Origin of the sequence: Mycolicibacterium anyangense, assembly GCF_010731855.1 — a bacterium.
In the GTDB taxonomy this organism is placed as follows: domain Bacteria; phylum Actinomycetota; class Actinomycetes; order Mycobacteriales; family Mycobacteriaceae; genus Mycobacterium; species Mycobacterium anyangense.
Genome location: NZ_AP022620.1, coordinates 5357179 through 5377926, shown reverse-complemented (window position 1 = coordinate 5377926; position 20748 = coordinate 5357179). Strand labels below are relative to the sequence as shown.

Genomic DNA, 20748 nt, shown 5'->3' with positions numbered 1-20748 from the left:
GAAGTTGACCCGGCGGGCAGGAGCGCAGCGACCCGGGAACTAGAACAGCGCTTACCAGGTGTCCCAGTGGGTCAACTGCTCGGCGGGCAGCCGCTTGGCCGGTTTGAAGTCGGTGCCCTTGGTGTAGGCGATCGGGAACAGCCCACCCTGGGTGTAGTGCTCATAGGGAATTCCGAGCAGGTCGGCGGTCTTCTTCTCGCCCTCCCCGATCAGGTGCAGCGTGGTCCATGCGGTGCCCAGACCGCGTGAGCGCAGCGCCAGCATGAAGCTCCACACCGCGGGCAGCAGCGAACCCCAGAACGAGGCCTGCATGCCGGCGTCGGCACCCTCGGGGCGGCCTTCCAGGCATGGGATCAAGAAAACCGGCGCCTTCTCGAGGTTCTCGTTGAGGTACGCCGCCGAACTGCGGACCGCACCCTGCTGCTCGTCGCGGATATCGCCGCGGACCGGGCTGGGCAGATCCAGATAGGGGGTGGCGGTGGCCCGGTAGATGTCGGCGATCGCCGTCTTCTTGGCGGGATCTTCGACGAAGACCCATTGCCAGCCCTGCGTGTTGGATCCGGTGGGCGCCTGCAACGCCAGATCCAGACACTCGATGAGGACCTCGCGGGGCACCGGCTTGTCGAAGTCGAGCCGCTTGCGCACCGATCGGGTGGAGGTCAGGAGTTCATCGGCGGTCAGGTCAAGGGTCATCTCTGGAGACTACATTCGGGTGCATGGCACTTGAGCTGAGTCACGAGGTTTCCGATCGACTGACCTCCGACCACTACGGCTGGCTGACCACGGTAGCCAAATCGGGCCAGCCGGTGCCCAGGCTGGTCTGGTTCTACTTCGACGGCACCGACGTGATCGTCTACAGCGAGCCGACGGCAGCCAAGGTGCGCCATATCCGGGCTCACCCGCTTGTCAGCCTGAATCTGGACTCCGACGGCAATGGTGGGGGCATCGTCGTGGTGGGCGGTACCGCCGTGGTGGATTCCGAGGACGCCGATCCCCGCGATGACGAACCGTACTGGGCGAAATACCGGGAAGCCGCCGACCAATTCGGGCTGACCGAGGCGATGGGCGGCTACAACCTGCGGCTCAGGATCAGCGTCGACAAGGTGTGGACCACCCCGACGGCCTAGCGCTCATCCTCGGCGAGCGTGCGCGAAATGCCACCCCAGCCGGCGTGTCGGTGTACAGACACGCACCCTCGCGCCGGCGGCTTTCACCGGAAGTCCCTCGACCGCGAGCTCACCGTCATGCTGATACGGCCCATCCGCTCGGCGATCACCGTCACCGCCCCGGTGGCGTTCTGCACCTGACCACGAATCAGCAGGGCCGACGCGGTCTGGGCGAGCTTGCGGTGCCGGCTCCACACTCCGGGTGTGCACAGCACGTTGACCATGCCGGTCTCGTCCTCGATGTTCATGAACGTCACCCCTTGGGCGGTGGCCGGGCGCTGCCGGTGGGTCACCGCCCCGGCGATCAGCACCCGGCTGCCGTCGGGGATGCCGAGCAGCCGGTCAGCGGTGATGACGCCCAGTGCGTCGAGGTCCTCGCGCAGGAACTGAGTGGGGTAACTGTCCGGAGAGACCCCGGTGGCCCAGACATCGGCGGCGGCCAGTTCCACCTCCGTCATCCCGGGAAGCGCCGGCACGTGCGACGAGGTCCCTACCCCGGGCAGCCGGTCTGGCCGCTGGGTGGCCGCCGCGCCGGCCGCCCACAGTGCTTCACGCCGGGTGATCGCAAAGCAGCCCAGCGCCCCCGCGGTGGCCAGCGCCTCGGCCTGCGGCACCGAAAGCGTCACGCGCCCAGTCATATCCAGCAGCGACGCATACGGGCCATTAGCCTGCCGTTCGTCGACGATGCGCTGGGCCAGGTCATCACCAATATGACGCACCGCCCCCAGTCCCAGCCGTACCTCCAACCCCTGGTTCTCCAGCGTGGCGTACGCCAGGCTGGCGTTGACGCACGGGCCGTGCACGGTGACACCGTGGCGACGGGCGTCGGCGACCAGTGACTGCGGGGAGTAGAAGCCCATCGGCTGCGCGCGCAGCAACGCCGCGCAGAACGCGGCCGGATGGTAGAGCTTGAACCAGGACGAGTAGTACACCAGCGAGGCGAAGCTGAGCGAATGACTTTCCGGGAAGCCGAAATTGGCGAACGCCTCCAGCTTCTCGTAGATCCGGTCGGCCACTTCCCCGGTAATGCCGTGCCGCTGCGCCATCCCGGCGTAGAACCGGTCCCGTAGCCGGCGCATCTTCTCGGTGGACCGTTTGGAGCCCATGGCTCTGCGCAACTGGTCGGCCTCGGCAGCCGAAAAGCCCGCACAGTCCACCGCCAGTTGCATCAGCTGCTCTTGGAACAGTGGTACCCCCAACGTCTTTCGCAGCGCCGGTTCCATCGCCGGATGGTCGTAGACCACCGGTTCCAGACCGTTGCGCCGCTTGATGTACGGGTGCACCGAGCCGCCCTGGATCGGGCCGGGGCGGATCAGCGCGACCTCGACCACCAGGTCGTAGAACACCCGGGGCTTCAACCGCGGCAGGGTTGCCATCTGAGCACGGGACTCCACCTGGAAAACCCCGACAGAATCGGCCTTCTGCAGCATCTGGTAGACGCGCGCATCCGACAGGTCCAGGCGGGCCAGGTCGACCTCGATTCCCTTGTGTTCGGCGACCAAGTCGATGCAGTAGTGCAGCGCCGAGAGCATACCCAGACCCAGCAGGTCGAACTTCACCAAACCGATTGCCGCGCAGTCGTCTTTGTCCCACTGAAGCACACTGCGATTCTCCATCCGCGCCCATTCCACCGGGCATACGTCGGCGATCGGCCGGTCGCAGATCACCATGCCACCGGAGTGGATGCCCATGTGCCGGGGCAAGTTCTTGATCTGCAGCGCCAGATCGATCACCGGTTCGGGGATGTCCTCGACATCGGGCGAGTCGGCCAGCCCGTTCCACCGGCTGATCTGCTTACTCCAGGCATCCTGCTGACCTTGCGAGAACCCGAGTGCCCGGGCCATGTCCCGCACGGCACTGCGGCCGCGGTAGGTGATCACGTTGGCCACCTGGGCGGCGTAGTCGCGGCCGTAGCGCTCGTAGACGTACTGGATTGCCTTCTCGCGCAGGTCCGATTCGATGTCGATGTCGATATCGGGTGGGCCGTCGCGGGCCGGGGACAGGAACCGTTCGAAGAGCAGGCCGTTGGCCACCGGGTCGACGGCGGTGACGCCGAGGGAGTAACAGACCGCGGAGTTGGCCGCCGATCCACGGCCCTGGCACAGGATGTTGTTGCGCCGGCAGAACTGGGTGATGTCGTGCACCACCAGGAAATAGCCGGGGAACTTCAACTGCGCGATGACGGCGAGTTCCCGCTCGATCTGCGCGTACGCCTCGGGCGCGGCCGATCGCGGACCGTAGCGTCGGGCGGCGCCGAGCATGGTGAGCTCACGCAGCCAGCTGTCCTCGGTTTCGCCGGACGGCACGTCGAACGGTGGCAGCTGCGGGGCGATCAGCGCCAGCTCGAACGCACACTGCTCGCCGAGATCGGCTGCAGCGGTGACAACTTCGGGATACTCGAAGAACAGCCGGGCCATCTCGTCACCGGCGCGCAGGTGCGCTCCGCCCAGCGGGGCCAGCCAGCCGGCCGCCTCGTCGAGCGACTGGCGGGCCCGGATCGCGCCCATCGCCATGGCCAGCCTGCCGCGGCTCGGTTCGGCGACGTGTGCGGCGGTGGTGGCGACCACCGACAGGCCGAACCGGGGCGCCAGCGCCGCCAGCGCCGCGTTGCGTTCGTCGTCGAGCGGGTCGCCGTGATGGGTGAGCTCGACACTGACCCGCTGCGCACCGAACCGGTCGACCAGGTCGGCGAGGGCCCGCTCGGCCGCCTCGGGACCACCCGTCGAGAATGCTTGTCGGACATGGCCTTTGCGGCATCCGGTCAGGATGTGCCAGTGTCCGCCGGAGGCTTCGGCCAATGCGTCGTAGTCGTAGCGCGGCCTGCCCTTCTCTCCACCGGCCAGATGCGCGCGGGCGATCTCCCGCGACAGCCGGCGGTACCCCTCGGGTCCACGGGCCAGCACCAGCAGATGCGGACCGGGCGGATCGGGATCCTCGGTGCGGGGGGTGTTACTCAATGACAGTTCGGCGCCGAAGACGGTGCGCATGTCGAGTTCCTTGGCGGCCTCGGCGAAGCGCACCACCCCGTAGAGGCCGTCATGGTCGGTGAGCGCGATGGCCCGCAGATCCAGCCGCACCGCCTCTTCGACGAGTTCTTCCGGGGTACTGGCCCCGTCCAGAAAGCTGTAGGCCGAATGTGTATGCAGTTCGGCATAGGGAACGCGGGAGCGCAGCGGGGGTTCGACGGCCGGTTCGTAGGGTTGGCGCTTGCGAGACCAGGCCGGGCTGTCCCCGCCGTCGGCGTGTGGCTCCCCCAGCGACATCCCACTGCGGCGCGGCTTGCTGTTGAGCACCCGCTCCATCTCGCCCCAGCTGGGCGGGCCGTTGTGCCACCCCACGCACGCCAGCTTAATCGAACATATGTTCTAAGGCCAGGCTCGGGGAATTCCCCCATCGACTTCCCACTTCAACCTATAGCCGACCAGGGGGCTTGCGGCAAGGCCCGGGTCGTCCCGCACACTCGCCTGACACAACCGTGGAAATGAGGGGTATGACGTCGCAGGCACACGATCGTGAACTGGAGTCCGAGCAGGATTACCTGACGGACCTCTACGACCGACTGGACGGCAAGCGCAGACGGGTTAGGGCCCAGTACCGCGCCGCACTCGGCGGCCCGATCGACGTTCAGGACGGCGGGACGCTGGTGGCCCGCGACGCCGAGGTGCGGGCGCTGGCCCGGTTGGCCGCCCGGCTGGACGTCGCCGACCACGGATTGTGCTTCGGGCGGCTGGACGCGGTGAACGGTGAGCGGCTCTACGTCGGCCGGATCGGGATCTTCGACGAGGACAACGATCACGAGACACTGCTGCTGGACTGGCGCGCCCCGGCCGCCCGCGCCTTCTACATCGCCACCGCCGCCAGCCCCGAGGGCATGCGCCGGCGGCGCCAGTTCCACTCCCTGGGACGCCGGCTGCTCGATTTCACCGACGAAGTCTTCGGCAGGCCCGACCCTGATGCGGGTGACGACAGTCCGTTGAGCAGCGACGCCGCACTGCTGTACGCGGTCAACGCGCCCCGCGGTGAGGGCATGCGCGACATCGTAGCGACCATCCAGTCCGAACAGGACGAGATCATCCGCCTCGAGCACCCGGGGGTGCTGGTGATCGAGGGCGGACCCGGCACCGGCAAGACGGTGGTGGCACTGCATCGCGTTGCGTACCTGCTCTACACCCAGCGGGAGCGGATCGAACGGCACGGGGTGCTGGTCGTCGGCCCCAACCACGCGTTCATGAACCACATCAGCCGGGTGCTGCCCTCCCTCGGCGAATCCGAGGTGGTGTTCATGACGGTCGGCGATCTCCTGCCCGGTCTGCACGTCACCGCCGAGGACGCCCCAGATGTCGCTCGCATCAAGGGTTCTCGCGCGATGCTGGACGTCCTCGCGGCGGCGATCGCCGACCGCCAACGCGTGCCCGAGCAACCATTGGAGATCCCACTGGGTGATGTGACGATGCAGATCGCCGCTGACACCGCCGGGTGGGCGATCGACGAGGCCCGCGCAAGCGGACTGCCCCACAACGCCGCTCGTGCGGTGTTCCGCGACATCGTCACCTACGTCCTGACCGAGCGCGGGGTCGCCCGGATCGGCCGCGGCTGGCTGACCCGCGAGAACAAGGACGCCTGGGAGAAGGTCAGGGCGGACCTGCTCGCCGACCTCGAAGACAATGAGCGGTTCCTGTCGGCCCTCGATCAACTCTGGCCGGTCCTCGAGCCGCACGAGCTGTTGGCCGAGCTGTACAGCTCGCCCGAGCGGTTGCGCGCCGCCGGTGCCGACCCGGCGTTGCATCGGGAAGTCGGCGACGCCTGGACAACCTCGGATGTGCCGTTGCTCGACGAATTGGTCGATCTGCTGGGCCGTGACAAGGCGGCCGACGACGCCGCCGCACAGGCACTCCGGGAAGAAACCGACTACGCCAGAGGCGTTTTGGAGAACATGGTCGCCCACGAGGATCTCATGGACGACGAAGACCACCTGCTGGCGCAGGATCTGATCGACGCCGAGGGCCTCGCCGAACGCTTCACCGAGCGCGACTACCGCGATCTTGCCGAACGCGCCGCCGCCGACCGGGATTGGACCTACCGGCATGTGGTGGTCGACGAAGCCCAGGAGCTCTCGGAGATGGACTGGCGGGTGCTGATGCGGCGCTGCCCGAGCCGGTCGTTCACCGTCGTCGGCGACCTCGCCCAACGACGGTCCATGGCGGGCGCGACATCATGGGCGCAGATGCTGGAACCCTATGTACCCGACCGCTGGATCTACCGGTCGCTGTCGGTGAACTACCGCACGCCCGCCGAGATCATGGCGGTGGCGGCCGCGGTGCTCGCCGAGTTCGCCCCCGATGTCCGCCCACCGGAGTCGGTGCGTGCGTGCGGCGTTGCCCCCTGGTCCCGGCAGGTGAGCGAACAGGAGATGGCTTCTGCCATTGACGAATTCGTCGCGGCCGAGGCCGACCGCGAGGGCACCAGCGTCGTGATCGGACCACCGGGCGTGCCGGGTGCGGTCGCGCCGTCGGAGACCAAGGGCCTGGAGTTCGACGCGGTGCTGGTGGTGGAGCCCGACCTCATCCTGGCCGACGGGCCGCGCGGCGCCGCCGAACTCTACGTCGCGCTCACCCGTGCCACCCAGCGCCTGGGTGTCCTACATCAGCGTCCGCTGCCCCCATCGCTGTCCGGGCTTGCCCCGCGATGATTTTTGGCGAGCACGGCGGTCAATACCGAGGTGGTCAACACTTCTGACACCCGACAGTGAGGAGCCGCTATGTCCGCCCTGCCACCCGTGGTCGACCAACAGACCTGGCGCGCCGCGCTCGATGACCTGCGCGCCCGGGAGAAGGCCGCGACCCGTGAACTCGACGCCATCGCCGCCCAACGGCGCAGGCTGCCGATGGTGGAACTGCCCGACTACACCCTGATCGGGCCGGACGGACCGATCAGGCTGGCCGAGGTATTCGACGGCCACTCCCAGTTGATCGTCTACCACCACATGTGGAGCGACGGCGCGCAATGGCAGTGCCCGGGCTGCACGGGGTTCACCTCACAGTTCACCCGACTGGAGTTCCTGGCCAACTACGACGCCCGCTTCGTGATCGTCACCAACGGGCCGATCGAGGAAGCCATGGCCTACAAGGCGAGGGTCGGCAACCAGATGGACTGGTACTCCTCGGCCCAGAGTTCGTTCGGCACCGACGTCGACGCCGGCCCCGGTGGCGGTTTCGCGGTGAACGTCTTCTTACGTGACAGTGCGGATCGGGTGTACCGGACATGGCACACCAATGGCCGTGGCACCGAACAGCTCAGCCACTCTTTCGGTCTCATCGACGTACTTCCCTGGGGCCGCCAGGAAGAATGGCAGGACTCCCCCGATGGCTGGCCGCAACGCCCCACATATTCCGGTTGGGCCGACTCGCCCGACATCGCGCGGGCGTACGGCCAAGGACCTACGCTTTCCCCGTGAGCGAGACACCGGACACGCCAGAGCCCCAACTACATCCGGCTGAGCCGCATCACGGCGCGATCGGCAGCAAGCTGAACTGGCTGCGGGCCGGCGTGCTCGGTGCCAACGACGGGATCGTGTCGGTGGCCGGCATCGTCGTCGGCGTCGCGGCCGCCACCACCGACCGCGATCCGATCTTCACCGCGGGCATCGCCGGCCTGGCTGCCGGCGCGCTGTCGATGGCCCTGGGCGAGTACGTGTCCGTGAGCACCCAGCGCGACACCGAGAAGGCGCTGCTGCAGAAGGAGCGCCGGGAGCTGGACACTCAGCCCGCCGCCGAACTCGATGAACTGGCCGCACTCTACGAAGCCAAAGGCCTCACACCGGCCACCGCCCGCACGGTGGCCGAGGAACTCACCGACCACGACGCGTTCGCCGCGCACATCGACATCGAACTCGGCATCGACCCCGAGGAGCTGACCAATCCGTGGCAGGCCGCGATCTCGTCGGCCATTGCGTTCACCGTCGGGGCGATCCTGCCGATGCTGGCCATCCTGCTGCCGCCGCCGTCGACTCGGATTCCGATCACCTTCGCCGCGGTGCTCATCGCGCTGGCAGTCACCGGCTGGCTCAGCGCCCGCCTCGGCGGCGCCGACGCCGGCCGCGCGATCCAACGGGTGGTGATCGGCGGCGCACTGGCCATGGCGATCACCTTCGGGATCGGCCACCTGGTCGGCGGCGCGGTCGGCTAGCGGTACTGCCGGCGCCGCGCTCAGTCGAGGTACTCGGCGGCTCCGTCGTCGAGGACCACTCGGCTGTTGGAGCCGTCCGGCCCAGCGGCCTCGGTGCGGTAAACGGCCTTGCCCGCCTCGGTGCGCCAGATAGACGTCGTCAGCGTTTCCCCGGGGAACACCGGGGAGGAGAACCGTGCGGCGACCGCCGTCAGCTTCGAGGAGTCGTTGCCGGCAAGTTCGCCCAGCAGGGCACGTCCGGCGAAGCCGTAGGTGCACAGCCCGTGCAGGATCGGCGTCGGGAAGCCGGCCAGCTCGCGGGCGAACCAGGGATCGCTGTGCAGCGGGTTGCGGTCACCGGAAAGCCGGTAGATCAGGGCCTGGTCGACCCGGGTTGGCATCACGACCCGGACGTCGGGGTCGCGGTCGGGGAACTCCGGGGCGGGCGGGCGCTGACCGGGCTCACCCCCGAACCCGCCGGCCCCGCGGATCACCGCGGTCGCCGTCGTCTCGACGACGACTTCACCGGTGACCGGGTCAGATCCGATGTCCCGCAACATGACGATGCCGTTCTTGCCTTCACCCTTGTCCTGGACGTCGATCACCTCACCGACCACCGACAACGAGCCAGCAGGTGGCAGCGGCTTGTGCAGCCGGATCTCCTGCGAACCGTGCAGCAACTTGCCGAAGTCGAAGGTTCCCACCTTGCCCACCGCGGAAAAGCCGGGGCAGCAGATCACGGCGAAGGTAGGCAGCACCTGTTGGGGGATGTCGTGACTGTTCTCGGTCGTGTAGGCCAGATCGTCGACACCGGCGCCCACGCCGACGGCGTAGAGCAGGGTGTCGCGTTCGGTCCACTCGAAGATTTGAGGTTCGGTCACTGCTCCGATTGCCGTGGGGTCAAGGGCCATAGCGCCACTCCTGGGTTGGTGATGGACTCAGTCTTCGTACTACCGAGAAATGGTCGCACTACCGAAAATCTCACACACCGGGGCCTCAGACAGGGCAGGCTGTTGGCATGCAACGCTCGGGTGTGCGAACTCTTGTCGCGGTTCTTGCCGCACTGCTGGCGGCTGTTCTCGTCGCGGGCTGCGGCTCGTCAGGTCCCAAGGAACGCACGATCACACTGACATTCATCCGGCATGGGGAGTCCCAGGCCAATAAGGACGGGATCATCGACACCTTGGTGCCCGGCCCGTCGCTGACACCGGCCGGCCAGCAGCAGGCGATTGCGGTGGCCAACCGGCTCAAGGGCAATGACTACGACGGCATCTACGCCTCAGAGATGGTCCGGACCCAACAGACCGCCGACCCGATGTCCAAGGCGTTGGGCAAACCGGTCAACGTGTTGCCCGGGCTCAACGAGATCTCCGCGGGCTGGTTCAACGGCGACAACATGGACAAGGCGGCCGCGACCTACCTGGTGGCGCCGATGGACTGGATGCGCGGCTTCACCAACTTCTCCATTCCGGGATCGGTGAGCGGCACGGAGTTCAACGGTAAGTTCACCTCGGCGGTGCAGCGCATCTACGACAGCGGTGACACCAAGCCGGTCGCGTTCTCCAGCGCCGCCTCGATCATGTTGTGGACGCTGCTGAACGTGCGCAACGCCAAGGACAGCCTGGCCACCGACCACCCGCTGCCCAACACCGGCCGAGTGGTGATCACCGGTAACCCCTACATCGGGTGGACGCTGGTCGATTGGGACGGCATCACCGACTTCTAGGATTTCGGCGTTCTAGGATTCGGCGTGGCCAGATTCAGCATGCCGTTGCGGGTGCGCTACGTGGAGTGTGACATGCAGGGCCGGGTGTTCAACGGTCACTACCTGACCTGGATCGACATGGCCCACACCGAGGCGCTGCGCGGTGTGGTCGGAGGTATCCAGGTTCTGGTGGATCGCGGTATCGACGTGGTGGTCGCCGCCGCCGAGCTGCAGTTCCGATTGCCCGCCGGGTTCGACGAGGAGCTGGTGGTCGAGGTCGCCCTCGATCAGCCGGGTCGCACCTCGCTGCGCAGCACCTACGCGATCCGGCGCGGAACCGATGTGGTGGCCGAGGCGACGATGATCCACGTCTGCGTCGACGCGACGACGTTCGAGAAGCGGGAGTGGCCGGACTGGTTCCGCGACGAGGTGGCCGCGGCCGGCTGACGGTAACGTTACCGCCGTGACGACGGCCCGGAACACGACAGCACGGCTGCCTGTGTTCGCCGATGTGGACACCGGTGTCGATGATGCGATGGCACTGGTCTACCTGCTCGCCAGTCCCGATGCCGACCTGGTCGGTATCGCCTCCACCGGTGGCAACGTCGATGTCGACCAGGTCTGCCGCAACAACCTCGGGCTGCTCGAACTGTGCCGGGCCGGTGACATTCCGGTCTCGCGGGGAGCCGGCGAGCCACTGGCGGACACCATGCGCACCGCAGAGGACACGCACGGACCCGGGGGCCTCGGGTACGCCGAACTCCCCACGCACAGCCGTGAACTCACGTCGTATGACTCCGCCGAAGCCTGGGTGCGGGCCGCGCACGGCCGCCCCGGTGAGCTGATCGGTCTGGTGACCGGCCCGCTGACCAATCTGGCACTGGCCGTTCGTGCCGAACCACACCTGCCGTCGCTGCTGCGGCGGTTGGTGATCATGGGCGGTTCGTTCGACTACCGCGGTAACACCACGCCGGTGGCGGAGTGGAACATCAGCGTCGACCCGGAGGCCGCTGCCGAGGTGTTCGCCGCGTGGGGGCGGGCTGTGGAGTCGAATGCGATTGAACCGCATCAACTTCCGATCGTATGCGGCCTGAACCTCACCGAGAACATCGCACTGACCCCGGCGATTCTGAGCCGGCTGGCCGGAGCGGCGGAGTCGGCGTCGGTGACGATGAGCGTGCTCGACTCGAGGGGCACCCGGTCGGTGGCCGACAACCCACTGATCCGCGCGCTCGAAGATGCGATGCGCTTCTACTTCGAGTTCCACTTCGACCAGGGCGAGGGCTTTCTGGCTCACCTGCACGACCCGCTGGCAGCGGCGGTGGCACTGGACCCTGGCATCATCGGGACCCGGGCCGCGACCGTCGACGTGGAACTGACCGGCACGCTGACGCGGGCGATGACGATCGCCGACTGGAGCCGGCATTGGGGCCGGGAACCCAACGCGCACATCGGTGTCGAGGTGGACCCGGCGGCGTTCTTCGACCTCTACATCGAACGGGTGGGACCCTTCGCCCGGGCGCTGGGTCATTCGTAAACCCCTTCCAGGTACCACCGGCGCTGCCGGTAACACAGCAGCAGCGCGGTGCCCGGCTCCTCCCCCACCAGCACCTGGGCCCGCGCCGTCCGACCGGCGCGGGACGGCTCTGCTTGATCCCACCACCGTTCGTCCACCGGCCACGGCCCGGCCCACCACCTCAACTCGCCCGGGTACTGGCCGTCCAGGTGTGCCGGTTCGGCGGTGAACATCCCCCGCGCAGTGACCTTGACCGGATTACCCTGGGCATCAAGCAGTTCCACCGGATCATCGAGGAGCACCGTGGGAGCCGGGTCGGGCAGCCGGCCGGGCCACGGCCGGTTCGGGTCGGCTCTGGGCACCTGTTCGTCACCGAGCGGAGTCAGGGTGATCCGCTCGGCGGGGCCGCGGCCGCCGGACAGCATCGGCAGCTGGACAGCCTCCTGACCCAGCAGGCCCTGCACCCGGACCAGCGCGCGGCGGGCCCGCAACCGGTCCTCCTCCCCCACCCCGCCCCAGAGCGGAAGCTGAAGCGCCTCGGCGGACACGACTTCCACCGGCTGCAGCCGCAGCAGCGTCACCGGGGCGTTGGGGCGGTCCTGCGCGCGGCGCTGATTGAGCCAGCCGTCGAGCTGCCAGCGCACCCGGTCGGCGGTGGCATCCTCGGTCAGCGGTTCGGCACACCGCCACACCCGGGTCAGTTCCCCGCCTTTGGCGGTGACAGCGTGAATGGCCAGCCGGGTACACCCGACACCGGCCGACTCCAGGCTGCGATGCAGCGCGGCGGCCAGCGCGCGCCCGGCGAAGGCGGCGGCGTCCACCCGGTCGATGGGCGGGTCGCAGGTGAGCACGGCATCGAGTTCGGCAGGCACCGCACGGCCCGACGGCCCGCGCACCGGCTCCCCGCGGGCCAGTCGATGAGCAGCCACTGCGTCGGCATCGAATCGGGAGGCCACATCGCTACGGGAGAATTCGGCGAACTGACCGAACGTACGAATGCCCATGCGCCACAACAAGTCCGCGAGCTCATCACGGCCGGGACCGGACAGGCTCGGTTCAGCGGCGAGCTGCCGGATGGACAACGTCGAGAGGAACGCCGCATCCTGGCCGGGCTCGATCACCCGGCCGGCTTTGGCCGCGAAGACCGCAGTGCCCAACTGGTCGGCAATACCGACCTGGCATTCGGCACCGGCTGCGGCAACGGCGTCGACCAGACGCTCGGCGGCATCCTGCTCGGAGCCGAAGTAGCGGGCCGCACCCCGCACGGCCAGCACCAGCAGGCCGGGCCGCAACACCTCAGCACGGGGCACCACCTCGTCGACCGCGGCCGTCACACCCTCGAAGAAACGTGCGTCGCGGGCCGGGTCGGCGGCCACCACATACAACTGCGGGCAGCGCGCCTGCGATTCGCGCCGCCGCAATCCGCGACGCACCCCGGCTGCGCGGGCCGCCGATGAACACGCAATCACCCGGTTGGCCAGGGTGACGGCCACCGGCGCGGTGGCCTCCAGGCCCACGGCCACCGCAGCGGCCACCGCCGGCCAGTCCATGCACCAGATCGCCAGAACCCGGGCGGTCACATCAGCCCGTCCTCGACCGGACCGACCGACCACCGGCCCGCACGGACAATCGCACCCGGCTGATCCGCCCGCACCCCGCCACCGGCACACCGCTGCGCCCAGCGGTCACCTCATAGCCGCGCACCCGGGCGTCCAGCCGGATCGAGGCACCCTGCCAGTCCCCCCGGGTGACCACCAGGGCGCAACCCCTCTGGCGGGCCCGGGCCACCACGGCCCGTGCGCGGGTTGCGCTCACCGTCGCGCCGGCCAGGCCAAGCACCACCAGGTCCATCCCGTCCATCAGCACCGCGGCCACCTCGACCGGATCGGTACCCGGATCGGGGACCACCGCGATCCGGCTCAGATCCGCCCCCATCTCCGCAGCGGCGAGCAGACCGAAATCCGGCACCCCGACCACGGCCACATGGCCGCCGCCGGCGCTCACCGCGGCGGCCATGCTCACCGGTAGCGACCGGGCCCCGGAGACCACCGCCACCGCCCCACGCGGCAACCCGCCAGGGAGCAGGCCAGCCAGCGATTCAGGGATCGGCAGCAAACTTTCCGACGTCGGGATGACCTGATCGTCGGGTTCGGCGCCCCGTCGGCTGACGCCCACTTTCCCGGACACCGCCGCCATCTGTTTGCGGAGCTGTTGTAGCTGCTCAGCACGCTTATACGGGTCTTTCTCCCGGGCAAGCGCCGCCGTCATCGCCCACCTCCAGCTGGGATCGGTGTTCACTATGCTCGAAAGTATGTTCGATAGTGCGAGTAAACACCCACCCACCGACAGCGTCAAGCGATCCACCGACCCCTGACGGCGGCGCGGCCTCCGGTGCTGGCACCATGCAATCAGCGGGCAGCCCAACGTCGAGCCCCGCAGGGGAAGGGGATCAGATGAACACCGAACAGGCCGACAAGATCGCACACGGCAGCGGCTTCGTCGCAGCGCTGGACCAGAGTGGCGGCAGCACCCCCAAGGCACTCAAGCTCTACGGCATCCCCGAGGACGCCTACTCCGGGGACGAGGAGATGTTCGACCTCGTGCACCAGATGCGCACCCGGATCATCACCAGCCCCAGCTTCGACGGCGACCGCATCCTGGCCGCGATCCTGTTCGAGATGACCATGGACCGCGATATCGAGGGACGACCCACCGCCGACTATCTGTGGAACGTCAAGAAGGTGGTGCCGATCCTCAAGGTCGACAAAGGACTGGCCGCCGAGGAGAACGGCGCACAGCTGATGAAGCCCATCGGCGGTCTGGACGATCTGCTGGCCCGCGCCGTGGACAACGGCATCTTCGGCACCAAGATGCGCTCGGTCATCACACGTCCCGGCGCCGGTCTGGACGCCGTCGTCGACCAGCAGTTCGAGGTCGCCGGCCAGATCCTGGCCGCCGGTCTGGTGCCGATCATCGAACCCGAGGTCGACATCCACTCCCCCGCCAAGGCCGCCGCCGAGGACCAGCTCACGACCGCGATCCTCGATCACCTCGGTGGCCTCGGGGACGATCAGCAGGTGATGCTCAAGCTCACGCTGCCTGACACCGACGACCGCTACCGCGATCTGGTCGACCATCCGAAGGTGATGCGGGTGCTCGCACTCTCCGGTGGCTACACCCGCGCCGAGGCTTGTGAGCGGCTCTCCCGCAACCACGGCGTGATCGCCAGCTTCTCGCGCGCACTCACCGAGGGTCTGACCGCCCAGCAGAGCGACGACGAATTCGACAGGATCCTGGACGCGGCCATCACCGAAATCGCCGCTGCCTCAAGGACTTAACGAGCTACTCCCACTCGATGGTGCCCGGCGGCTTGCTGGTGACGTCGAGGACCACCCGGTTCACCTCGGGCACCTCGTTGGTGATGCGAGTGGAGATGCGCTCGAGGACCTCGTAGGGCACCCGGGTCCAGTCCGCGGTCATCGCATCCTCGCTGGACACCGGCCGCAGCACGATCGGGTGGCCGTAGGTGCGTCCGTCACCCTGCACTCCCACCGACCGGACGTCGGCCAGCAGCACCACCGGGCACTGCCAGATCTGGGCGTCCAGGCCCGCCGAGGTCAGTTCCTCGCGCGCGATCAGATCCGCGCGTCGCAGCGTATCGAGCCGCGGCGCCGTGACTTCGCCGACGATCCGGATGCCCAGACCCGGCCCCGGGAAGGGTTGGCGCGCAACGATGTCCTCAGGCAGACCGAGTTCGCGGCCGACGGCCCGCACCTCGTCCTTGAACAGCAGCCGCAACGGTTCGACGAGCTTGAACTTCAGGTCGGCGGGCAGGCCGCCGACGTTGTGGTGGCTCTTGATGTTCGCCGTGCCCGCACCGCCGCCGGATTCCACCACATCGGGGTACAGCGTGCCCTGCACCAGAAAATCCACCGGGTGACCGTCCGAGTCGCCCTCGGCCAGCAGGTCGCGCACCGCGCCCTCGAAAGCACGGATGAACTCGCGACCGATGATCTTGCGCTTGCCTTCTGGATCGTGCACACCCGAAAGCGCTTGCAGGAAGCGGTCTTCAGCGTCCACCGTGACCAGCCGCGCTCCGGTGGCGGCGACGAAATCGCGCTGCACCTGGGCGCGCTCCCCCGCGCGCAGCAGACCGTGGTCGACGAACACACAGGTCAGACGGTCGCCGATGGCCCGCTGCACCAGCGCGGCGGCCACCGCGGAGTCCACCCCGCCGGACAGCCCGCAGATGGCCTTCCCGTCACCGATCTGTTCGCGGACCTGCTCGATGAGCGTCTCGGCGATATTGGCCGGCGTCCAGGCAGCTCCGATGCCGGCGAAGTCGTGCAGGAACCGGCTGAGCACCTGCTGACCATGCGGGCTGTGCATGACCTCGGGGTGGTATTGCACACCGGCCAACCGGCGGGCACGGTTCTCGAAGGCGGCCACCGGCGCACCGGCGCTCACCCCGACGACCTCGAACCCCTCGGGCGCCGACGTCACCGCGTCGCCATGGCTCATCCACACCGGCTGCTTACCGGGAAGGCCCAAATGCAGTTCTCCGCCAAGAACTTCCATCTCGGTGCGGCCGTACTCACTGCTGCCGGTATGGGCGACGGTGCCGCCGAGCGCCTGCGCCATGGCTTGGAAGCCGTAGCAGATGCCGAACACCGGCACATCAAGGTCGAACAGCGCCGGGTCCAGTTGTGGAGCACCCTCGGCATACACGCTGGCCGGCCCGCCGGAGAGCACGACGGCCTGCGGGTTTCTGGCCTTGATCTCCTCGACGGTCGCGGTGTGCGGGATGACCTCGGAGAACACCCGGGCCTCGCGCACGCGGCGGGCGATCAACTGGGCGTACTGGGCACCGAAGTCGACCACCAGGACAGGACGAGGGGATGTGGCGTGCTCAGCTGTCACCCGCTCAGTCTAGTGGTGCGGTCCCCGAGCGCTCAGCCCGCCGAGTTGACCGGCGTGATCGGCAGGTGACGCAGGCCGCCCGGGGCGTCGACCGGGACCACCGGATTCTTCGGGGCGATCGGCTCCAGCCGCCGGTAGGCCTGTCCCTGGACGGGCCGTAGATCGTCCTCGCCGTGGTTGGGCCACAACGAGGTGGCGCGCTCGGCCTGGGCGGTGATGGACAGTGACGGGTTGACGCCGAGGTTGGCCGAGATGGCCGCGCCGTCCATGATGTGCAGCGTCGGATAGCCGTAGACCCGCTGGTAGGGGTCGATCACGCCATGCTCGGCGCTGTCGCCGATCGCGGCGCCGCCGAGGAAGTGCGCAGTGAGCGGGATGTTGAACAGCTCGCCCCAGGTGCCGCCGGCCACGCCGTCGATCTTCTCGGCGATGCGCCGGGTGACCTCGTTGCCGACCGGGATCCACGTCGGGTTCGGCTCGCCGTGCCCCTGCTTGCTGGTGATCCGGCGCAGGCCGAGCACCCCGCGCTTGGTGTAGGTGGTGATGGAGTTGTCCAGGTGCTGCATCACCAGCGAGATCATGGTGCGCTCGCTCCAGCGTCGCGGCGAGAGCATCCGCAGCATGGCGCGCGGGTCTTCACCGGCGTTGAGGAACAGCTGCTTCCAACGCGGCACGTCGGTGCCCTGCGGCCCTGGGCCGTCGGTCATCAGCGTCTGCAACAGGCCCATGGCGTTGGAGCCCTTGCCGTAGCGGCAGGGCTCGACGTGGGTGTCCGGGCTCGGGTGGATCGACGACGTGATGGCCACGCCGTGGGTGAGGTCCAGGTCGGGGCGGGCCTCCAGCCGCCCGGCGCCGACGATGGACTCCGAGTTGGTGCGGGTCAGGACGCCGAGTTTGTCCGACAGCTTCGGCAGCTTGCCGCCGTCGCGCATCTTGAACAGCAGGTTCTGGGTGCCCCAGGTACCGGCTGCCAGGATCAGCTGCCCGGCGGTGAACGTGCGGGCGTGCTTGCGGGCCCACCGGCCGGTACGCACGGTGTGGATCTCCCAGATGCCGTCGGCCCGCTGCTCGAACCCGGTGACGGTGGTCATCGGAAAGACTTGCGCCCCAGCTTTTTCGGCGAGTCCCAGGTAGTTCTTGACCAGGGTGTTCTTGGCGCCGTGTCGGCACCCGGTCATGCACTCGCCGCACTCGATGCAGCCGGTGCGGGCCGGGCCGACACCACCGAAGTACGGGTCGGGCACCGTCTTGCCCGGGGTCTTCTCCCCGTTCGGGCCAAAGAACACCCCGACCGGGGTGGGCGTGAAAGTATCGCCGACGCCCATGTCGTCGGCCACTTCCTTCATGATGCGGTCGGCGTCGGTGAAGGTCGGGTTCTTGACCACGCCGAGCATCCGCTGGGCCTGGTCGTAGTGCGGCATGAGTTCGGCGCGCCAGTCGGTGATGGTCTTCCACTGCGGATCGTTGAAGAACGGGTCCGGCGGGATGTAGAGGGTGTTGGCGTAGTTCAGCGATCCACCGCCGACACCGGCTCCGGCCAGGATCATCACGTTGCGCAGCAGGTGGATGCGCTGGATGCCGTAGCAGCCCAGCCGGGGTGCCCACAGGAACTCACGGAGCCGCCAGGACGTCTTGGCGAACTCGTGGTCAGCGAACCGCCGGCCCGCTTCCAGCACGCCGACCTGGTAGCCCTTCTCGGTCAGCCGCAGCGCACTGACGCTGCCGCCGAAGCCCGAACCGATGATGAGAACGTCGAAATCCGGTTCCATCGGTCCAGTATGAACTTACTGACGGGTAACAAGCTAGAGAGGGACGCCTAACGTCCCGCCTTCGTCACTTCGGTCGAGCGTTCAGCCCCGGTCGCCGGCCAGCTCGGCAAGCACCTCTTCGGTGTGCTCACCCGGCGCGGGAGCATGGCGGCGCACCACGAAGGGTTCGCCGTCGACGATCGCGGCCGAACCGACGTAGGAGATCGGGCCGGCCACCGGGTGCTCACCCTCTACGAAGACATTGCGGCCAGCGATATGCGGATCAGCGGCGACCTCCTCGATGCTCTGATGGGCTGCACCGAGTGCGAAGCCGTGCTCGGCGGCCAGAGCCAACCACTCGTCCAACGTCTTGGTGGCAATCACTTCGGCAACCAGGTGGCGTTCGACGTCGTCGCCCCAGTCGACCGAGCCGTTGGACGTGTCCGCCTGCCGCCCGACCAGGTCCTCGCGCCCCGCCGCCGCCGCCCATTTGTCCCAGAACCGTTGCTCGATACAGCCGAACAGCGCAATCCTGCCGTCGGCGGTTTCATAGAACTGGTATCGCGACCCCTTCATCTCACCATCGGATCTGGTGGCCATTCCAGATCGGTCGGTGATGCGATGATCGTTGCGCTGCAACGCCAATGCGATCCACGCCGTCATCGCGGTTGCGTCTGACCCAGCGACGTCGATGTAGGCGCCCAAGCCGGTCTGCCTGGCCCGATACAGCGCCGCCACAGCATGGAGCGCGGCGTGCAGAGCACCAACACTGGTGGCCTCCCCGCCCATATTGGCACCGTCCTGTTCGAAGGATCCCCTCTCGAGCAGGCCGTCTTCACCGCGCCGCACCGCGTGGGCACCCACCAACGCATTCATCAGCATCCCGTGGGTCGGAATGTTCGCGTAAGGGCCGACGGCTCCAAAACCGGTGTGCTGCACATAGACCAGGCTCGGCTTGCGGGCCCGCATCGCGTCCGGTCCCACTCCCAACTTCTCGCATACACCGGGACGGTTCCCGTCCACGAAGATGTCGGCGGTGTCGATCAGTCGCCAAAACGTCTCCCGGTCGGAGTCATCGCTGAGATTCAGCAACACCGAGCGCTTGTTTCGGTTGACCTGAGCGTGCGGAACACTGACGCCCGGGACGATCTGTCCGAGAAAGTAGCGCAGGTAGTCACCGACGGGTGGCGACTCGACCTTGATGACGTCGGCGCCAAGATCGCCGAGCAGCATGCCCACGGTGTCACCGTTGAGCAAGACCGCAGATTCGACAACCCGCACACCATCAAGCAAGTTGGGCACTGAATCCCTTTCGCTGGTACTACCGATCCCATTCCCGCAGAACAGTTGCCGCTTCGGCCTTTTCGAGGCCAGGAGCGGTCGGCGCGCCGGGGTCGCTGCGGGAAAACCGGGGCGCAGGCATCGGCTGCAGATTCGCGGCCTGCCCGAACAATGTCTGGCGCGCGACGAGATGCGCTTCGGTTTCTGCCTCACCGAAGCTCAACACCGGAGTCACGCACGCGTCGGTGCCGTCGAAGACGTTGGCCCAGTGATCACGATCCTTGGCAGCAAAGGCCTCAGCGAACGTGGCCCGCAGCTCCCCCCAGCGCGCTACGTCATTCTGGGCGGGCAGACCCGCCGAGTCCAGGCCCAGACCAGCCACCAGTTGAGCGTAGAACTGCGGCTCGATCGCGCCGACCGCAACATGCTTGCCATCGGCCGTCTCATAGGTGTCGTAATACGGCGCTCCACCGTCGAGCAGGTTCACGCCCCGGGCGTCATTCCACACACCCAGGCTTCGCATGCTCCACATCATCTGCGCCAGCACCGACGACCCGTCGACCATGGCGGCGTCGACCACCTGTCCCCTGCCCGAAGTCTGACGTTCCCACAATGCCGCGAAGATCCCGACCAGCAGGAACATTGACCCGCCACCGAAGTCGCCCACGAGATTCAAGGGCGGCACCGGCTTTTCCCCCGCGCGACCGATGGCATGCAGGATGCCGTTGACGGAGATGTAGTTGATATCGTGCCCGGCCTGCTGGGCACGGGGACCGTCCTGTCCCCACCCCGTCATCCGGGCGTAGACCAGTCGCTCGTTGACCTTGGCGCAGTCTTCGGGGCCCAATCCGAGTCGCTCGGTGACGCCCGGTCGATACCCCTCGATCAGAACGTCGGCTCTGGCAACGAGTTGCAGCACCACCTCGCGGCCCTCGTCGCTCTTCAGATCGACGACGACGATGCGCCGACTGCGTAGCGTGAGGTCATTCGCGGGCATCGGCTCTCCACCCGGACGCTCGACGCGCACAACGTCGGCACCGAGGTCGCCGAGGACCATCGCGGCATGCGGCCCGGGACCGATCCCAGCCAGTTCGACCACGCGCAGTCCGGTCAACGGGCCGGTCATGAGTCCGCCCGCCGCGACCGGATCACCATCTTCTTCTGTAGCACAGAATTAGCATAATAGTCTGCCTAATCAAAAGGGTCACACTTCGTGGAGGGCACCCGAAACAGGATTTCCACCGCATC

At 67.8% G+C, this 20748-nt stretch carries 17 protein-coding genes; 8 read left to right on the top strand and 9 right to left on the bottom strand.

Annotated elements, in window-relative coordinates; genetic code table 11:
* Positions 1 to 51: 51 nt before the first annotated feature.
* The gene (locus G6N35_RS25405) at positions 52 to 693 is read right to left on the bottom strand and encodes a nitroreductase family protein (RefSeq protein ID WP_163807120.1); all 642 of its coding nucleotides are present in this window, start codon (positions 691 to 693) and stop codon (positions 52 to 54) included.
* Between the two features lie 23 nt (positions 694 to 716).
* Here G6N35_RS25405 and G6N35_RS25400 point away from each other — a divergent pair, with 23 nt between their 5' ends.
* Complete coding sequence (locus tag G6N35_RS25400; RefSeq protein WP_163807119.1) at positions 717 to 1127, top strand: TIGR03667 family PPOX class F420-dependent oxidoreductase; 411 nt, start codon at positions 717 to 719, stop codon at positions 1125 to 1127.
* An 83-nt stretch (positions 1128 to 1210) separates the two neighbouring features.
* On the opposite strand, the gene G6N35_RS25395 is transcribed toward G6N35_RS25400, so the two are convergent.
* The gene (locus tag G6N35_RS25395; protein WP_163807118.1) at positions 1211 to 4504 is read right to left on the bottom strand and encodes an error-prone DNA polymerase; all 3294 of its coding nucleotides are present in this window, start codon (positions 4502 to 4504) and stop codon (positions 1211 to 1213) included.
* Positions 4505 to 4656: 152 nt separating this feature from the next.
* Between G6N35_RS25395 and helR the strand changes: the two genes are divergently transcribed.
* The 3 genes from helR to G6N35_RS25380 all read left to right on the top strand — a co-directional run bounded on the left by helR (position 4657) and on the right by G6N35_RS25380 (position 8351).
* A complete protein-coding gene (gene helR, locus G6N35_RS25390) occupies positions 4657 to 6855 on the top strand; it encodes an RNA polymerase recycling motor ATPase HelR (RefSeq protein ID WP_179967421.1) in 2199 nt (732 codons plus the stop codon).
* 69 nt (positions 6856 to 6924) lie between these two features.
* Positions 6925 to 7620 (top strand): DUF899 domain-containing protein, encoded by a 696-nt coding sequence (locus G6N35_RS25385; RefSeq protein WP_163807117.1) that lies wholly within the window; start codon positions 6925 to 6927, stop codon positions 7618 to 7620.
* Complete coding sequence (locus tag G6N35_RS25380) at positions 7617 to 8351, top strand: VIT1/CCC1 transporter family protein (protein WP_246224507.1); 735 nt, start codon at positions 7617 to 7619, stop codon at positions 8349 to 8351. The genes G6N35_RS25385 and G6N35_RS25380 overlap by 4 nt, the downstream gene beginning before the upstream one ends.
* Before the next feature lie 20 nt (positions 8352 to 8371).
* On the opposite strand, the gene G6N35_RS25375 is transcribed toward G6N35_RS25380, so the two are convergent.
* Positions 8372 to 9241: a MaoC family dehydratase gene (locus G6N35_RS25375; protein ID WP_163807115.1), complete on the bottom strand. Its 870-nt coding sequence runs from the start codon at positions 9239 to 9241 to the stop codon at positions 8372 to 8374.
* Positions 9242 to 9348: 107 nt separating this feature from the next.
* On the opposite strand from G6N35_RS25375, the gene G6N35_RS25370 reads away from it, so the two are divergent.
* The 3 genes from G6N35_RS25370 to G6N35_RS25360 are packed head-to-tail and all read left to right on the top strand — an operon-like array spanning position 9349 to position 11572.
* Complete coding sequence (locus G6N35_RS25370) at positions 9349 to 10056, top strand: histidine phosphatase family protein (RefSeq protein WP_163807114.1); 708 nt, start codon at positions 9349 to 9351, stop codon at positions 10054 to 10056.
* A 24-nt stretch (positions 10057 to 10080) separates the two neighbouring features.
* Positions 10081 to 10482 (top strand): acyl-CoA thioesterase, encoded by a 402-nt coding sequence (locus G6N35_RS25365; protein ID WP_197748443.1) that lies wholly within the window; start codon positions 10081 to 10083, stop codon positions 10480 to 10482.
* Positions 10483 to 10528: 46 nt separating this feature from the next.
* The gene (locus G6N35_RS25360) at positions 10529 to 11572 is read left to right on the top strand and encodes a nucleoside hydrolase (RefSeq protein ID WP_163807932.1); all 1044 of its coding nucleotides are present in this window, start codon (positions 10529 to 10531) and stop codon (positions 11570 to 11572) included.
* Here G6N35_RS25360 and G6N35_RS25355 read toward each other — a convergent pair.
* Together G6N35_RS25355 and G6N35_RS25350 are read right to left on the bottom strand one after the other, a co-directional pair.
* Positions 11563 to 13101, bottom strand: coding sequence for a DNA polymerase Y family protein (locus tag G6N35_RS25355; RefSeq protein ID WP_163807931.1), 1539 nt, complete (start codon positions 13099 to 13101; stop codon positions 11563 to 11565). The genes G6N35_RS25360 and G6N35_RS25355 overlap by 10 nt on opposite strands.
* Before the next feature lie 31 nt (positions 13102 to 13132).
* Positions 13133 to 13819, bottom strand: coding sequence for a DnaE2-dependent mutagenesis accessory factor ImuA' (locus G6N35_RS25350; protein ID WP_163807113.1), 687 nt, complete (start codon positions 13817 to 13819; stop codon positions 13133 to 13135).
* 185 nt (positions 13820 to 14004) lie between these two features.
* Here G6N35_RS25350 and G6N35_RS25345 point away from each other — a divergent pair, with 185 nt between their 5' ends.
* Positions 14005 to 14889 carry a fructose bisphosphate aldolase gene (locus tag G6N35_RS25345; RefSeq protein ID WP_163807112.1) on the top strand — a complete coding sequence of 295 codons (885 nt, stop codon included), beginning with the start codon at positions 14005 to 14007 and terminating at the stop codon, positions 14887 to 14889.
* 4 nt (positions 14890 to 14893) lie between these two features.
* Here G6N35_RS25345 and guaA read toward each other — a convergent pair whose 3' ends face one another.
* From guaA to G6N35_RS25325, 4 genes are all read right to left on the bottom strand, one after another.
* Positions 14894 to 16471, bottom strand: coding sequence for a glutamine-hydrolyzing GMP synthase (gene guaA, locus G6N35_RS25340; protein ID WP_163807111.1), 1578 nt, complete (start codon positions 16469 to 16471; stop codon positions 14894 to 14896).
* A gap of 32 nt (positions 16472 to 16503) precedes the next feature.
* Positions 16504 to 18240: a GMC oxidoreductase gene (locus tag G6N35_RS25335; RefSeq protein WP_163807110.1), complete on the bottom strand. Its 1737-nt coding sequence runs from the start codon at positions 18238 to 18240 to the stop codon at positions 16504 to 16506.
* Between the two features lie 81 nt (positions 18241 to 18321).
* Positions 18322 to 19521, bottom strand: coding sequence for a CaiB/BaiF CoA transferase family protein (locus tag G6N35_RS25330; protein ID WP_163807109.1), 1200 nt, complete (start codon positions 19519 to 19521; stop codon positions 18322 to 18324).
* A gap of 19 nt (positions 19522 to 19540) precedes the next feature.
* Positions 19541 to 20626: a CaiB/BaiF CoA transferase family protein gene (locus tag G6N35_RS25325; protein WP_163807108.1), complete on the bottom strand. Its 1086-nt coding sequence runs from the start codon at positions 20624 to 20626 to the stop codon at positions 19541 to 19543.
* Positions 20627 to 20748: the final 122 nt, after the last annotated feature.

Coding starts and splice junctions, on each gene's coding strand:
- G6N35_RS25405 (WP_163807120.1), bottom strand. CDS start 693: ATGACCCTTGACCTGACCGCCGATGAACTCCTGACCTCCACCCGATCG.
- G6N35_RS25400 (WP_163807119.1), top strand. CDS start 717: ATGGCACTTGAGCTGAGTCACGAGGTTTCCGATCGACTGACCTCCGAC.
- helR (WP_179967421.1), top strand. CDS start 4,657: ATGACGTCGCAGGCACACGATCGTGAACTGGAGTCCGAGCAGGATTAC.
- G6N35_RS25385 (WP_163807117.1), top strand. CDS start 6,925: ATGTCCGCCCTGCCACCCGTGGTCGACCAACAGACCTGGCGCGCCGCG.
- G6N35_RS25375 (WP_163807115.1), bottom strand. CDS start 9,241: ATGGCCCTTGACCCCACGGCAATCGGAGCAGTGACCGAACCTCAAATC.
- G6N35_RS25370 (WP_163807114.1), top strand. CDS start 9,349: ATGCAACGCTCGGGTGTGCGAACTCTTGTCGCGGTTCTTGCCGCACTG.
- G6N35_RS25355 (WP_163807931.1), bottom strand. CDS start 13,101: ATGGACTGGCCGGCGGTGGCCGCTGCGGTGGCCGTGGGCCTGGAGGCC.
- G6N35_RS25350 (WP_163807113.1), bottom strand. CDS start 13,819: ATGACGGCGGCGCTTGCCCGGGAGAAAGACCCGTATAAGCGTGCTGAG.
- G6N35_RS25345 (WP_163807112.1), top strand. CDS start 14,005: ATGAACACCGAACAGGCCGACAAGATCGCACACGGCAGCGGCTTCGTC.
- G6N35_RS25335 (WP_163807110.1), bottom strand. CDS start 18,240: ATGGAACCGGATTTCGACGTTCTCATCATCGGTTCGGGCTTCGGCGGC.
- G6N35_RS25325 (WP_163807108.1), bottom strand. CDS start 20,626: ATGACCGGCCCGTTGACCGGACTGCGCGTGGTCGAACTGGCTGGGATC.